The organism is Brevundimonas bullata (assembly GCF_014207965.1).
GTDB classification, from domain to species: Bacteria; Pseudomonadota; Alphaproteobacteria; order Caulobacterales; family Caulobacteraceae; genus Brevundimonas; species Brevundimonas bullata_A.
Map to the genome: position 1 here is coordinate 702,764 of NZ_JACHLM010000001.1, position 14,723 is coordinate 717,486.

Annotated in this window: 13 protein-coding genes; all 13 read right to left on the reverse strand. The window is 68.7% G+C overall.

The genetic code is table 11. The features are described from left to right. Window positions 1-123: 123 nt before the first annotated feature. The gene (locus HNP51_RS03410) at window positions 124-582 is read right to left on the reverse strand and encodes a helix-turn-helix domain-containing protein (protein ID WP_184267061.1); all 459 of its coding nucleotides are present in this window, start codon (window positions 580-582) and stop codon (window positions 124-126) included. Next, the gene (lnt, locus tag HNP51_RS03415; RefSeq protein ID WP_184267063.1) at window positions 579-2,165 is read right to left on the reverse strand and encodes an apolipoprotein N-acyltransferase; all 1,587 of its coding nucleotides are present in this window, start codon (window positions 2,163-2,165) and stop codon (window positions 579-581) included. Before lnt ends, HNP51_RS03410 begins: the two co-directional genes overlap by 4 nt. Continuing rightward, on the reverse strand, window positions 2,162-2,617 hold the full coding sequence (ybeY, locus tag HNP51_RS03420; protein WP_184267065.1) for an rRNA maturation RNase YbeY: 456 nt from the start codon (window positions 2,615-2,617) through the stop codon (window positions 2,162-2,164). Before ybeY ends, lnt begins: the two co-directional genes overlap by 4 nt. Continuing rightward, entirely contained in the window at window positions 2,617-3,612 is a 996-nt protein-coding gene (locus tag HNP51_RS03425; protein ID WP_184267067.1) for a PhoH family protein, read from the reverse strand. The genes ybeY and HNP51_RS03425 overlap by 1 nt, the downstream gene beginning before the upstream one ends. Window positions 3,613-3,761: 149 nt before the next feature. Next, complete coding sequence (gene miaB, locus HNP51_RS03430) at window positions 3,762-5,168, reverse strand: tRNA (N6-isopentenyl adenosine(37)-C2)-methylthiotransferase MiaB (RefSeq protein ID WP_184267069.1); 1,407 nt, start codon at window positions 5,166-5,168, stop codon at window positions 3,762-3,764. A gap of 52 nt (window positions 5,169-5,220) precedes the next feature. Further along, a complete protein-coding gene (locus tag HNP51_RS03435) occupies window positions 5,221-5,697 on the reverse strand; it encodes a Fur family transcriptional regulator (protein ID WP_184267071.1) in 477 nt (158 codons plus the stop codon). A gap of 28 nt (window positions 5,698-5,725) precedes the next feature. Next, complete coding sequence (rimI, locus tag HNP51_RS03440) at window positions 5,726-6,142, reverse strand: ribosomal protein S18-alanine N-acetyltransferase (RefSeq protein WP_311769896.1); 417 nt, start codon at window positions 6,140-6,142, stop codon at window positions 5,726-5,728. Beyond that, window positions 6,139-6,819: a tRNA (adenosine(37)-N6)-threonylcarbamoyltransferase complex dimerization subunit type 1 TsaB gene (gene tsaB, locus HNP51_RS03445; protein WP_184267073.1), complete on the reverse strand. Its 681-nt coding sequence runs from the start codon at window positions 6,817-6,819 to the stop codon at window positions 6,139-6,141. The genes rimI and tsaB overlap by 4 nt, the downstream gene beginning before the upstream one ends. Before the next feature lie 22 nt (window positions 6,820-6,841). Then, window positions 6,842-7,210, reverse strand: coding sequence for a helix-turn-helix domain-containing protein (locus tag HNP51_RS03450; protein WP_184267075.1), 369 nt, complete (start codon window positions 7,208-7,210; stop codon window positions 6,842-6,844). 72 nt (window positions 7,211-7,282) lie between these two features. Beyond that, a complete protein-coding gene (locus tag HNP51_RS03455) occupies window positions 7,283-7,876 on the reverse strand; it encodes a helix-turn-helix transcriptional regulator (protein ID WP_184267077.1) in 594 nt (197 codons plus the stop codon). A gap of 249 nt (window positions 7,877-8,125) precedes the next feature. Next, window positions 8,126-8,683: a NifU family protein gene (locus tag HNP51_RS03460; protein WP_184267079.1), complete on the reverse strand. Its 558-nt coding sequence runs from the start codon at window positions 8,681-8,683 to the stop codon at window positions 8,126-8,128. 163 nt (window positions 8,684-8,846) lie between these two features. Then, complete coding sequence (locus HNP51_RS03465; RefSeq protein WP_184267081.1) at window positions 8,847-9,314, reverse strand: universal stress protein; 468 nt, start codon at window positions 9,312-9,314, stop codon at window positions 8,847-8,849. A 239-nt stretch (window positions 9,315-9,553) separates the two neighbouring features. Continuing rightward, entirely contained in the window at window positions 9,554-14,413 is a 4,860-nt protein-coding gene (locus HNP51_RS03470; protein ID WP_184267083.1) for an NAD-glutamate dehydrogenase, read from the reverse strand. Window positions 14,414-14,723: the final 310 nt, after the last annotated feature.

Below are 14,723 nucleotides of genomic sequence, written 5' to 3' on the forward strand. Positions count from 1 at the left end.
GTGCGTTCTCGCCTAAAAACTACGCCGAACTCAATTTCTCAATTGTCCCGAAATGCGACGGATAGCCAGCGGTGTCACGACAATTCGCGTGATGGGGGTGCAGGCGCCCCCCCTACAGTCCGCTCACCCTTCTTCTTCGCCCTTCAGCGCTCGAACAATCGCGAGCGCCGTGCGCTGACGCGCTTCGGGGAGCTGCCGCACGACGGCGCCGATCCGTTGCACCAGGGGTTGGGGCGCCGCCTCCGCCGGATGCCCGGCCAGGCCCGGGGCCCATTCTCTTTCTCCCATTCCCGCGACGCTGTATTCGCCGTCCCGCAGAATCTGGAAAGGCAGCCCTTCGTAGATGGCGGCCACATCGACGTTCATCACTTTGCAGAACTGCCAAAGCCGCGCCGCCGGGACACGGTTCTTGCCGCTTTCGTGCCGCCCCCACTGATTGGCGGAAATCCCCAGCTCATGACCCATCTGGGCCTGCGTAAGACCGCGATCCTCTCGCAGGGCGCGCAGGCGCGCGCCCAAGGGCTCGTCGATGTGACGGGTTCGCTTGAGGTCTTCGCGTTCCTCGTCGTCCATCTTGGTCATGCAAGCGCCTTGCGCCGTCGCCAGGATAAACCGCCGCCCAACATAAGCACCAACAGCAGTCCGAACAGGCCGTCGCCCCAGCGGCCATAAAGGGTCGGGGCCGCCGGTTCGGGCAGGCGCACGTCGATGACCCCGGCATGGCCCGGGTCCAGCCGCTTGCCGTCCACGATGCGGCCCCAGGGGTCGATCATGGCCGAGACGCCGGTGGGCGTGGCGCGGGCGATGGGCAGACCCGTCTCGATGGCGCGATAGCTGGCCAGGTTCAGGTGCTGACGCGGACCCGAGGTGGCGCCGAACCAGGCGTCGTTGGAGACATTGACGATCCAGGCCGGGCGCGTCGCGCCGCTGGCCGGGGTGAAGCCCGGATAGAGGCTTTCATAGCAGATCAGCGGCTGGACGTTCGGCGCATTGACTAGGCTGATCGGCGCTGGCTTGGGCCCGGCGCTGAAGTCGGACGGGACGTGGACCAGGCTGCGTACGCCGATCTGGCTCATCAGACGGCCCATGGGCAGGTATTCGCCGAAGGGCACCAGACGGTGCTTGTCGTAGATGGCCCCGATCCGCAGGCCCGCCGCGCCCTCGTCATGCAGGGCGAACAGGCTGTTGTAGTAGCGGGCGCCGCCCTCGGCGGTCGGGTCCGCCTCACCGCGGCTGATGCCCATCAGCAGGGTTTGACCCGTCTGAAGGGCGCCGGCGATGGCCTGGGCGTCCGGGGAGTTGAAGACGTCGTTGGCCGTGGCGGGCAGGGCGCCCTCGGGCCAGACAACCACGTCGGGCAGGGCGGCCCCCGGCTGGGCCGTCAGGGCGACGTAGCGATCGACGATGGCCTGATAGGCCTCGGGCGACCATTTGGATTCTTGCGGAATGTCGGCCTGAACCAGACGCACCAGGGTCGGGCCGTCCACGCGCTCAGCCGACGACAAGCGCAGGGCGCCGAAGCCGAACAGGCCCGCGAGAACCGCGACGCCCAGACCGGCGGCGATCAGGCGCGGACGACGCGGGCCGCCGCTCGCCAGAAGACCCAGGGCCGAAACCGCCGCCAGCGTAACCAGCCCCAAGCCATAGACGCCGGCCACCGAGGCGAACTGCGACATGGCCGAACCCGCCTGCCAGCTGGCCCCGGTCGGGTTCCAGGGAAAGCCGGTCAGGACATGGCCTCGCAACCATTCCAGCATGGCGAACAGGGCCGCAAACAGCAGGACCCGCCGCACGCCTTGCGGGGCGAAGCGACGATAGAGAGCCGTGGCCGCGCCGAAGAAGAGCCCCAGTCCCATGGGCAAAAGGCTGGCGGCGAAGGGCGCCATCCAGGCCTGATCCTTGTTGACCAGGAAGGCCTCGGCCACCCACCAGCAGCCGATGAAGAAGTAAGAAAATCCGGCCAGCCAGCCGACCCAGAAGCCGCCCTTCACCGTGCGCGACCGTTCGGCCAGCAGCATCAGCAGCGGATAGCCCAGCAGGCCCGGCAGGATGCCGAACGGGGGATGCGCCAGGGCGGCGGCGGCGCCGGCCAGCAGGGCCAGGGCGATCCGTCCCCAGCGGTTCGTCAGCACGCCCCCCCAAAGGGCCGACAAACGGTCGTTCATGCATCAGCCTCGTGTTCGATGGCGTAGGGATCGGCGACGCCGAGCGCGGCCAGGATCTCGCGCTCCTCGGCCTCCATCTCCTCGGCCTCGGCCTCGTCTTCATGGTCGCGGCCCAAGAGGTGCAGCACCCCGTGGACGACCAGATGACTCAGATGATCGGAGAGGGTCTTGCCCTGGGTCTCGGCCTCGGCGGCGCAATAGGCATAGCCCAGCACCACGTCGCCCAGATGCGGAAAGGCGCTCTCAGCCGCCGGGAAGGACAGGACATTGGTCGGCCGATCCTTGTCGCGGAAGCGCGCGTTCAGATCCTGCACCCCGGCGTCGTCGGTCAGCAGCAGCACCACGTCGCCCTCGACCGCGCCCAGCGCCGCCGTCGCCGCGCGCAGCACCACAGCGTCCACATCAGGCAGGGCAGCCGTCCAGGCTGCGTCCTCGACCTCGATCTCGATCATCAGTCTGCGTCGTCCTCAAGATCGGCGGCGGGCCGCCCCCGCGCCGCATCGGCGTCATAGGCGCGCACGATACGCTCGACCATGGCGTGACGCACCACATCCTCGGCCTTGAAGGCCTGAACGCCTACCCCCTTCACGTCCTCGAGGATGCGCAGGGCATGGCGCAGGCCGGAATCGCGCGGGTTCAGCAGGTCGATCTGCGACGGGTCGCCAGTGACGACCATGCGGGCGCCTTCACCCAGGCGGGTCAGGACCATCTTCATCTGCAGCCGCGAGGTGTTCTGCGCCTCGTCGACGATGATGAAGGCGTGGCTGAGGGTGCGGCCGCGCATGAAGGCGATGGGGGCGGCTTCGATCTCGCCCTTCTCGCGGCGACGACGCACGTCCTCGACGCCGAGAATGTCGTTCAGCGCCTCCCAGATCGGGGCCAGATAGGGGTCGACCTTCTCGTTCAGATCGCCCGGCAGGAAGCCCAGCTTCTCGCCCGCCTCGACCGCCGGGCGGGTGATGACCAGCCGGTCCACCTGGCCGCGCCGCAGCAGGCTCGCGCCATAGGCCGCCGCCAGGAAGGTCTTGCCCGTGCCAGCCGGTCCAACGCCAAAGGTCAGTTCGCAGCGGCTGAGCAGGTCCAGATAGCGGGCCTGGGCCGCCGTCTTGGGCGCGATCGCGCCGCGTCGGCCAACCGGCAGGGCGATGGCGTCCGGCACGACCCGGCCCTGATCAGCGCGCGGCTGCGCTACGGCGGCCCCCAGGGCCATGCGCACGTCGGCCTCGGTGATCTCGGCGCCCGTATCCGCCCGCGTCGCCAGGACAACGACGACGCGCTTGGCCTGGGCCCGGTCCCGCGCCGAGCCGTTGATCGACACGCCCCCGCCCGGCGCCTCGACCAGCACCTTGAAGGCGTCTTCGATCAGGGCGACGTGGCGGCTGTTGGGGCCGATCACGGCCCGCAAGGCCTGATCGCTCAGGGACAGGAACTCGGACTCTCGCGCCATAGGTTTCCTTTTTTGGGCCCCTAACGCCTCGCTCGCGGAGCGAGGCTGCTTGAGGGGCCGTTTCTTGGGGTCCCTAACGCCTCGTCCGGCGGGATGAGGCTGCTTGAGGGACGCAGAATAATAAGCCGCCTCGTCGGAGGCGTGTCGAGCTAGATAGTGCCTTGATCGACGAGGCGCCCGTTCAAACTGTTCTGGGCGCCGCTGACGATCTCGACCGGAACGATCTGGCCCAGAAGATGATCCGCGCTATCGACGTGGACTGCCTGGAGATAGGGCGAGCGGCCGATGGCCTGACCGTCATACCGGCCCTTCTTTTCGAACAGGACCTTCAGGGTCTTGCCCGCCTGGGCGGCGTTGAACACAGTCTGTTGTTCGAACAGCAGGGCCTGAAGCCGGTGCAGCCGCTCCAGCGCCACGGCCTCCTCGACCTGGCCCGCCATGGTCGCGGCGGGCGTGCCGGGACGCGGCGAATAGACGAAGCTGAAGGCCCCCGCATAGGTGACCTGTCGCACCAGATCGAGGGTGTCCTCGAAGTCGCGATCCGTCTCCCCGGGGAAGCCGACGATGAAGTCGCCGGCGATGGCCATGTCGGGCCGGGCCGCACGGATGCGAGCGATCAGGTCGATGTATTTCTGACGCCCGTGCTTGCGGTTCATCAGCCGCAGTACCCGGTCAGACCCGGCCTGAACCGGCAGGTGCAGATAGGGCATCAGGGCGTCCAGATCGGCGTGGGCGGCGATCAGGTCATCCGACATGTCGTTGGCGTGACTGGTCGTGTAGCGGATGCGGTCCAGACCCGGGATCTCGGCCAGGGCGTAGGCCAGACGCGCCAGCGTATACGGCTTTCCGTCCGGTCCTTCGCCGTCATAGGCGTTGACGTTCTGGCCCAGCAGGGTGACCTCGCGCACGCCTCGGTCGGCCAGGGCGCGAGCCTCGGCCAGGACCGCCGCCACCGGGCGCGACCACTCGGCGCCGCGCGTATAGGGCACGACGCAGAAGGTGCAGAACTTGTCGCAGCCCTCCTGCACCGTCAGGAAGGCGGTCGGGCCGTCGCCGCCGCGCGCGGCAGGCAGGGCGTCGAACTTTTCATGCGGGGCGAAGTCGGCGCCGATGCGCTCGCCGCGCGCCCGCGCCGTGCGGGTCAGCAGTTCCGGCAGCTGGTGGTAGGCCTGGGGTCCGACCACCAGATCGACCGCCGGCTGGCGCTTCATGATCTCCTCGCCCTCGGCCTGGGCGACGCAGCCGGCGACGGCGATGGTCATGCCGCCGTCGCCGCGCGCAACCTTGCGCTCGCGCATCTGCTTCAGCTTGCCCAGCTCGGAATAGACCTTCTCGGCGGCCCGTTCGCGGATGTGGCAGGTATTGAGGATGACGAAGTCGGCGCCTTCGGGCGCGTCCGTGGTCGCATAACCCAGGGGGCGCAGGACGTCGGCCATACGCTCCGAGTCATAGACGTTCATCTGACAGCCGTAGGTCTTGATGAACAGGCGTTTGGGCGCCGCCGAAGCAGCCGCGCCATCCGCCGTTTCCACGAGCTTTTCGAGCGTATCAGTCATGCCCGGCTTATGATCGCCGAAACCGACGACGGCAAGGCGATCAGACGCAGGCTCAGCTGTCCGTGGGTTCGACGCGCGCGGCGTGACGCTTGTAGATCAGACCCTCGCGTTCGCCCGGCTCGACGCCCTCGATCGCGTGGCCGTAGAGCTCCAGCTTGTGACCGACCAGTTCGAAGCCCAGACGCTTGGCGATCTCAGTCTTCAAACGCTCGATCTCGGCGTCGAAGAACTCGATGACCTCACCGGTCTTGGTGTCGATCAGGTGGTCGTGGTGGTCGTCGCCCGCCTCTTCATACCGGCTGCGACCGTCGCCGAAGTCATGCTTCTCGACTACGCCCGCCTCTTCGAACAGGCGCACGGTGCGATAGACGGTGGCGATCGAGATATGCGGATCGATGGCCGAGGCGCGGCGGTACAGCTCCTCGACGTCAGGGTGATCCTCGGCCTGCGACAGCACGCGGGCGATCACGCGCCGCTGTTCGGTCATACGCATGCCGCGGTCGGCGCAAAGTTTCTCGATCCGTTCCATGGGCCGGAGGATAGGCTGAGCCGTCGCCTTATGGAAGCTGTCGAGAAAAGTTCAGCCCCAGCACCAGGGCGTCCTCGCGACTTCCATCCGGACGCGCATAATATCCGCGACGACGCCCCGCCTCGGTGAACCCCGTGCGGGCGTAGAGGGCGCGGGCGGCGACATTGTCCTCGGCCACTTCCAGGAACATCCGCTCGGCCCCCAGCGCCGCCGCGCGCACCACGGCGGTCTCGACCAGACGCCCTCCCAGGCCGTTGCGGCGGGCGGCGGGCCGCACGGCCAAGGTCAGGATTTCCGCCTCGTCGGCCACGACCCGGATCAGGATGAAGCCGTCCGCTTCCTCAACCGCGAAGACGCCCGGCGAGGCCAGCAGGGCCGCCAACGAGGCGGCGTCCCACGGCGTCTCGAAGGCCTCGGCGTGGAGGGCGGCGAGGGTCTCGGTCACGATGCGGGCGGGCGCGGCTGGCCCGGCAGCCGGCTGGGCGGGGTGGCGTCGGGCGCGCGCAGATAAAGAGGGCGGGGCGGGGCGTTCGCCCGATCGGCGGCGGCGGTCAGCCGGGCCAGGGCCTCAGACGTCGGCGCCGCCAGCGGCTCCGAGACGGCCTTTCCGAGACGATCAGGGAAGGTCTCGCTCAACAGCACCGCGCCCGATCCGACCAGGGTCGGCGCGGCGCCCGCCTCGAGAATACGTTCAACGGCGACGTCCAGCGGCAGGGCCTCGGCCGCGCCCAGGGCGATGCCGTCGCGGAACAGGCGCGCATAGACCTGACCCCGGCGGGCGTCGATGACGGCGGCGACCAGACCCCCGGCCTCGACCGAGCCGGCCAGGGCGTCCAGCGTCGAGACGCCGACGACCGGACGAGCCAGGGCCGCGCCCAGACCCTGCGCAAAGGCCAAACCGACGCGCAGGCCGGTGAAGGACCCCGGCCCCACGGTGACGCCGATCCGGTCAAGCGCGCCGAAGCCGCCGCCCGCGTCAGCCACAGCGTCGCGAGTCATGCCGGCCAGACGCTCCTGATGGCCCTTGGTCATCAGTTCGGTGCGCAGGCCCAGCAGACGCCCGCCCTCGACCACGGCGGCCGTACAGGCGCCCAGCGCCGTATCCACGATCAGAACTCTCATCGCGGCCTTCCTATCGGGGCGATCAGGCCGACGCCAGCGCCGCGACCACACGTGTCACCGCCTGACGCACCGCCGGATCGGCGATGCGCGGAAAGGCCTCGGCCAGGGCGCGTCCGTCCGCTGTCGCGGTCAGGGCATGAAGTCCCGCCATCGGATCGGCGTCGTCCGTCCGCGGCGGAAAGAAGTCAGCCACCGAACAGCCCAGGACTGTCGCGACCTGATGCAGGCGTGAGGCCGAGACGCGGTTGGCGCCCTTTTCGTATTTTTGAATCTGCTGGAAGCTGACGCCCAGTTGCACGGCCAGGGCAGTCTGCGACAGGCCCAGTGCCGAACGGCGCGCCGCCATCCGCAAGCCCACGACGGCGTCGATATCCTGAGTACGGCGGTTCATGGGCGGCGTCTCCCTGACGATGACGACCGCAGAGTTTCATGAAGCCCAATGAAACACAACTGTTTCGTTTCATCATTCATCCAGGCGCGCGACGACCGCCGAGACGGCGCGGGCCTGGGCGCGCGGAATTCGCTCGATGGTCAGCAGGGCGCCGGCGCCGCGCACCACCAGTTCCGCCTCGTCAGACCGGACGTAGAGGCGCGCCCGCAGAGAGCCGTCGTCCATCTCGATGACACAGCCCTGATCCCGGCGCGGCCAGCGGCCTGGTGCGTACTCGAGCACCGTCCCGGCTGCTGCCCAGGGGGCTAGGTCGTCGGTGGAGAGTTGCAGCCGCCGCTTGGAGACCGGCGCGGCTTCAAAGGCGCGACCGCGCGCCTGAAGGCCGTCAACACTGGGTTTAGGCTGAGGGGCAGGGGCGGCGCCGATCAGAAGCGCCAGATCCTCGGGCGTGGCGTCCAGAGCGCCCGTCAGGCGCCGCTGCACGTCGGGGCGGAATAGACCGGGGCGCTTGCCGGCCTCGTACAGGCCCCAGCCCTGGCTGGTCATGCCGATCCTCTGACCGGCCTCGGCCTGGCTCAACCCGCGCTCGCGGCGCAGGGCGGACAGGGCCTCGCCGAGGGCGCGTCCCTCGGCGCCGACGTCCTCATTGGAATTGAAGCGGGCCATGCGGCGATCATGCCCCACGGCCCGTTCGGACGATAGTGTTTCATGTGAAACATCATTTTTGGGGGCCGCGGTCAAAAGGCTCCGCCTTTTCGACCCGACGCGAGCGTTCTTGTGGGCCGCGGTCGTCGACCCTTCGGGATCTCCCGACCCGACGCGGCCTGGCGCTTCGCGCGCTCAAGCAGAGAGCCGCCGCGCGGCGAGCGGTAGCGCCCAAACATGAGAGCGACCGCACCCACAGCGGTAGCGCCCTTAAATCACCTGCTCGACGCTGGTCACTTCGGGGATGTAGTGGCGCATCATCTGCTCGACGCCGGACTTCAAGGTGGCCGAGGAGGAGGGGCAACCCGAGCAGGCGCCACGCATGCGTAAACGCAGCACGCCGGTTTCCAGATCGAAGTGATCGAACAGGATGTCGCCGCCGTCCTGGGCCACAGCGGGGCGGATGCGGCTGTCCAGCAGACCCTTGATCTCGGCGACGATCTCGCTGTCCTCGCCGACGTCTTCAGCCGCCGCCTCGACGCCGCGCGTCAACGGCGCGCCCGAGACGAAGTGATCCATGATGACCGCCAAAATGGGGGCCTTCATCTGGCTCCACTCCAGCCCCTGGGCGGCGCGCGTCACCGAGACATAGTCGGCGCCGAAAAAGACGCCTTCGACGCCCTCCAGCTCGAACAGAGCCTCAGCCAGCGGCGAGGCCGCCGCTTCGTCGATGGTGCGATATTCCAGAACGCCCTCGGGCGCCACGTCGCGGCCCGGCAGGAATTTCAGGACATTGGGGTTGGGCGTGGGTTCGGTCTGGATGAACATGGCCGGGAGATGCGCTCCCTGCGCGACATCTTCAAGACCCTACGGACGCCGCGTGAGGCGCCAATCGTCGCTCTAGCAGCGAGGCTCCGCGAGCCGAGCGGTAGCGACCCTAAGCTCGCTCAAGCAGCGAGCCGCCGCGCGGCGAGCGATAGCGCCCTGATAATCACGCCAGGTCCTCGATGTCGGCGTCGGTCAGTTCGCCGGGGACGATGGTCACGGGCAGCTTGCGGCCGGTGAAGGCCCCGCCCTGTTTCAACACGGCGGAGACGAGAGGCCCCGGACCGCGCGAGCCCGAGCCCGCCGCGAGGACCAGGATCTTGATGTCGGGGTCGGCCCCGACGGTCTTGCGAATGGCGCCCTGGGGATCGCCTTCTTCGATGATGAAGATAGGCGCGGAGCCGGACTTGTCAGCGGCTTCCTCGCCGATGCGGGTCAGAAGGGCCTCGGCCTCTTCGCGCTGCTGTCGGCGGATTTCGTCGCGGACGCCGGACCAGTGCTCGTCCGAGCCCCCGGGCAGGGCGCGCAGCAGGACGACGCGGCCGCCGGTCGACTTGGCTCGACGCGCGGCGTAGCCCAGGGCCGCGCCGAACTCGGGGCTGTCGTCGACGACGACGAGAAACTTCCTGGGCATGGGGGTCTTCTTGCCTTGCGGATCTCTGAACAGCGGCGTCCACCTAGCCCGAAGCGGCGCCAAACGCCAAGGCCCGCCCGCCTCGTCGCGAACGACGAAACGAGCGGGCCCTGAACCGACGCCGAAGCGCGCGGTCATGCGCTCAAGTAGCGAGGCTCCGCGAGCCGAGCGTAGCGCCCTTAGACTCGCTCAAGCAGCGAGCGACCGCGTCGCTCGCGTTAGCGCTCTTGGGAAGCTTCTTAGCTTCCCAGAACCTCCCGGATGGCCCCGTTGGCGATGGTCAGCTTGGCGAAGGTCCAGCCGGCGCCCGAGGCTTCGATCTCGTCCACCGCAGCGCGCAGCGCCTCGACCTGACCCATGCGCGCGCCGATCCAGGCGTCGACCGCCTGTTCCGCGCTTTCCTCGCCCGCGCCCGCCGCCTCGACCGACGCCAAGGCCACGGCGCGGGTCAGCTGCTGCTGCTCGGCGCTCAGATCCTGGATCAAGCGACGCACGGCCAGACGATCGAAGTGATCGCCCGACGCGATCGAGCCGGCGGCGACGCGCAGACGGTCGAAGTCGAAGGCGGCGCCCACCTGGTGATAGAGGCGGGCCATGGCCGGGGCGCTCCAGCCCAGTTCATTGGCCAGATCGCCGATGTCCGCCGTGGCCACCATGGGCCGCAGCAGGGCGATGTCGCGCGCCAGGTCTTCGGGGGCGCCCAGGGCCACGAAGGCCTGGACCCGGCCCTCGAAGCGCTGTTGCTCGAAGCGCGACAGCACCGCGGGACCAGCGGTGCGCAGGGCGTCGGCGGCCGGTTGATAGGCGGCGATCATGCCGCCGACCGTGGTTTCCGTGCGGGCGGCGCGACGGGCCAGCCAGTAGGTCTGGCGACGCAGGACCAAGGCGATCTCGCGATAGAGGGCCGTCTGGGCCTCGGCCGGGATCTTGAGGTCCAGGGCCGAGACGGCGTTCCAGGCCTGATCCAGGCGGAAGACCTGACGCGCGGTTTCAAAGGCCGTGACCATGGCCGCCGTGTCGCATTCCGCCGCCGCGCGCAGGCGGTCGGGGAAGGTCGCGCCCGCCATGTTGACGATCTCGTTCGACAGCACCGTGGCGATGATGTCGCGACGCAGGCGGTGGCCCTTCATGTCCTCTTCGAACTTCGCCAGCGGGGCCGGGAAGTAATGGACCAGCAGGCGCTCGAAGAAGGCGTCGTCAGGCGCCGAAGACCCGACGATCTCGTCGAACAGCTCCAGCTTGGAATAGGCTGTCAGCACCGCCAGTTCGGGACGAGTCAGGGCCGAGCCCTGCGCCTTCATCTCGGCCATGCGGGCGTCGTCGGGCAGGTATTCCACCGCGCGGTTCAGCTTACCCAGGACCGTCAGGTGCTGCATGAAGGCCTGCTGGGCGTCCAGCGCATCCGCGCCTTCGGCCTGTTGCAGGGTCAGGGCCAGGGTCTGGTCGTAGTTGTGCGCCAGGACCTTGTCGGCGACCTCGTCGGTCATCGACTTCAGCAGGGCGTTGCGGTCCTCGGCCTTAAGGCGGCCCGAGGCGATGGCGCCGCCGGTGAGGATCTTGATGTTCACCTCATGGTCGGACGAGTCCACGCCCGCCGAGTTGTCGATGGCGTCGGTGTTGATGCGGGCGCCCGCGCGCGCCGATTCGATGCGGCCCAGCTGGGTCATGCCCAGGTTGGCGCCTTCGCCGATGACCTTGGCCCGGACCTCGCCGCCGTTGATGCGGATGGCGTCGTTGGCCTTGTCGCCGGCCTGGGCGTTGGTCTCGCCCGCGCCCTTGATGTAGGTGCCGATGCCGCCGAAGTAGAGCAGCTCGGCGCGCGCCTTGAGGATGGCCTGCATCAGGGTCGTCGGGTCGACGGTGTCGGCCTCGATGTCCAGCAGGGCCTTGATCTGCGGCGTCAGGGTGATGGTCTTGGCCGCGCGCGAGAAGACGCCGCCGCCTTCCGAGATCAGGCTCTTGTCATAGTCCTGCCAGCTGGTGCGCGGGGTTTCGAACAGGCGCTTGCGCTCTTCCCACGACTTGGCCGGGTCCGGGTTCGGGTCGATGAAGATGTCGCGGTGATCGAAGGCGGCCACGACCTGCGTCGCCTTGGACAGCAGCATGCCGTTGCCGAAGACGTCGCCGGACATGTCGCCCACGCCGACCACGGTGAAGGGCTCGGACTGGATGTCCTTGCCCATCTCGCGGAAGTGGCGCTTGACGGCCTCCCAGGCGCCGCGCGCGGTGATGCCCATCTCCTTGTGGTCGTAGCCGGCGGAACCGCCCGAGGCGAAGGCGTCGTCCAGCCAGAAGCCGTAGGACTGGCTCACGCCGTTGGCGATGTCGGAGAAGGTCGCCGTGCCCTTGTCAGCGGCCACGACCAGATAGGGGTCGTCGCCTTCCCAGGCCATGACATTGGCCGGGCGGATGGGCGCGCCCTCGCCGACGATGTTGTCGGTGATGTCCAGCAGACCGGACAGGAAGGTCTTGTAGGCGCGGATGGCCTCGGCCTGGATGGCGTCGCGGTCGCCGCCGACCGGCAGGCATTTGGGATAGAAGCCGCCCTTGGAGCCGACCGGCACGATGACCGAGTTCTTGACCTGCTGCGCCTTCACCAGGCCCAGGACCTCGGTGCGGAAGTCGTCGCGACGGTCCGACCAGCGCAGGCCGCCGCGCGCCACGGGGCCGAAGCGCAGGTGGACGCCCTCGATGTGCGGGGCCCAGACGAAGATTTCGCGGAAGGGTTTGGGCAGGGGCAGGTCTTCAAGCTCGCGCGAGGCGATCTTGATCGAGATGTGCGCCTTGGGCGTGCCCTCGGCGTCGACCTGATAGAAGTTGGTGCGCTTGACGGCGCCGATCAGCAGGGCGATGCGGCGCAGCACCCGATCGTGATCCAGGCTCTTCACGTCCTGCAACAGGGCGATGATCTTGTCGTTCAGCTCGGCGACCAGGGCTTCGCGGTCGGCGACCGAGCCGCCGTGGGCCGGGTCGAACTTGGCCTTGAACAGCGACAGGATGGCGCGGGCCACGGTCGGATACTCGCGCAAGGCCGCTTCCTGCACCGCCTGCGACGGGTCGAGGCCGGTCTGCTGGCGATAGCGGGAGAGGGTGCGGATCAAGGCCGCTTCGCGCCAGTCGACGCCCAGCTCCAGCACCAGGCGGTTGAAGCCGTCGCTCTCGGTGCGGCCGGTCCAGACCGCCGAGAAGGCGGCCTCGAACGGGGCCTTGATGTCGGCGAAGGTCAGGCTCTCGCCGCGCGGGTCTTCCAGCAGGAAGTCGTGGATATAGATGGGGGCGTCGCCCGTGGTGCGGACGACGTGGTCCGATTCTTCCAGCGTCTTCAGGCCCATGTCGGCCAGGATCGGCAGAACGTCGGACAGGGGCACGGCCGAGCCGCGACGGTAAAGCTTGAAGCGGAACTGCAGCGTGCTTTCGTCCGCCGTGCGGAAGGCGCGGACGGCCACCGGTTCGGCGTGGACGCCGTCGCCCGTCGACCCGTCGTTAAGACGGTCGAACTGCTCCAGATCGGCCACGGCCTCGGCGGCGTCATAGCGGTCGCGGTAGGAGACGCCGAAGCTGTCGGCCCATTTGGCGCTGGTCGGACCGACCGCCACTTCATCGACATCGGCGGCGCGCAGGGCGGTTTCGAAACGGTCGATCCAGCTGCGGCCGGCCTCGGCCACCTCGGCCTCCAGGGCCTTGAGATCGGGGTTGAGGTGGGCGCCGGGCTCGACGCCGATGATGTAGTGGACGCGCGTCAGCGGCTGGTCCGACAGCTGCGGATACCAGGCCGAAACCCGACCGCCCCAGGCCTTGGCCAGGATGCCGCCGATGCGCTGGCGCAGGCCGGCGTCGAAGCGTTCACGCGGGATGAAGCAGAGCACCGAGACGAAGCGGTCGAACGGGTCCTGACGCGAGAACAGCCGGATGCGCGGGCGGTCGTACAGGTGCAGGATGCCCAGCGCCGTTGCCAGCAGCTCGTCCTCGCTGATCTGGAACAGCTCGTCGCGCGGATAATTCTCCAGGATATTCTTCAGGCGCTTGTAGTTGTGGCTGCCCGGGGCCTTGCCGGCGCGCTCCAGAGCGTTGGCCACCTTGCGCCGGATCAGCGGCACCTCCTTGGCCATCTTGTCATAGGCCTCGGCGGTGAACAGGCCGACGAAACGGGTCTCGCCCGAGGCCTTGCCGTCCGCGCCGTAACGCTTGACCCCGACATAGTCCATGTAGGCGCGGCGATGGACGCGGCTGCGGATATTGGCCTTGGCCACCGTCACCGGCTCGCTGAGGTCCAGCTGACGCTGCATGGCGGCGGTCAGGACGGCCGGTTCCGAGGCGCGACGCAGGACGCGGCGCTCGGGATCGCCGAGGACGCCGAGCCCCTGATCCGAGACCTCCAGCGGCGCCTCGGCGGCATAACCGCCGTCGGCCTTGCGCGGATAGGCGTAGTCGCGGGCGCCGAGGAAGACGAAGTGGTCGCTCTTGGCCCAGCGCAGGAAGGCGATGTTTTCTTCCAGCACGGCAGGATCGACGGCGGCGGGCGGCGCGGTTTCCAGATGCTCGACGGCGTCGCGCATCGCCTGAACCATGGCGCCGTGGTCGCCCACGGCGGCGCGCACGTCGGCCATGGCCTGGGCCAGGCCTTCGCCCAGAACGTCGCGACGTTCCTGGGGCAGTGGATCGACGATGACGATGATCAGCGAGTCGCGACGCCCGGCCTCGATCTCGGCCACCGGGTGGAACAGGGCGCGGACGGTGACGCCGGCGTCAGCCAGCTCGCCCAGGACGCTGTCGACCAGGAAGGGGGCGTCGTCCTGAAGGATCAGGACGCTGTCATAGCCGGTCGGCGCGCCGTCAGCCCCGACCAGGGCGCCGACGGTGACGCGGGCCGGTTCGCCGGCCTGACGCGTCTTGGCCGAGCGCCACACCTGGGCCAGCAGGGCCGCCAGGTCGTCGCCGCCCAGTTCAGGGGTCTCATCGGCGGCGTAGTCGTCGAAGGCCTGGGCCAGGAAGGACTTTTCGGCAGCGCCCGGCGGGCCGTCGACAATGCGCGCATAGGCCGCCTCCAGCGCCTCCAGGGTGGCTGGCGTGGCGGAAACAGTGCGCGAAGCGGCGGACATGGTGAGGTCTCGGACAGCACGGCCAGCGGCCGCAGGGATTTTGACGGGCGCACCTTAGCGCGGCTGGCGAAACTGGCTAGGCCGCGAGAGGCGCCTAAGACCCTGAATTCCTGTGTGCAGCGCACCATGTTGCGCGAGAGGCCCACTGCGGAGTGTTTCCTCCTCCACAAGGCCACAATGACGACAGCAATCGCCCCATTTCCGCCCGGATCAGCACGGCGCGCCGGTTGAACCGGGCCCTAAAACGAACAAGGCCGTCGAACGTAAACGCTCGACGGCCTGCTCGGGTCCGGCGCAGGAGGGGGAAGGA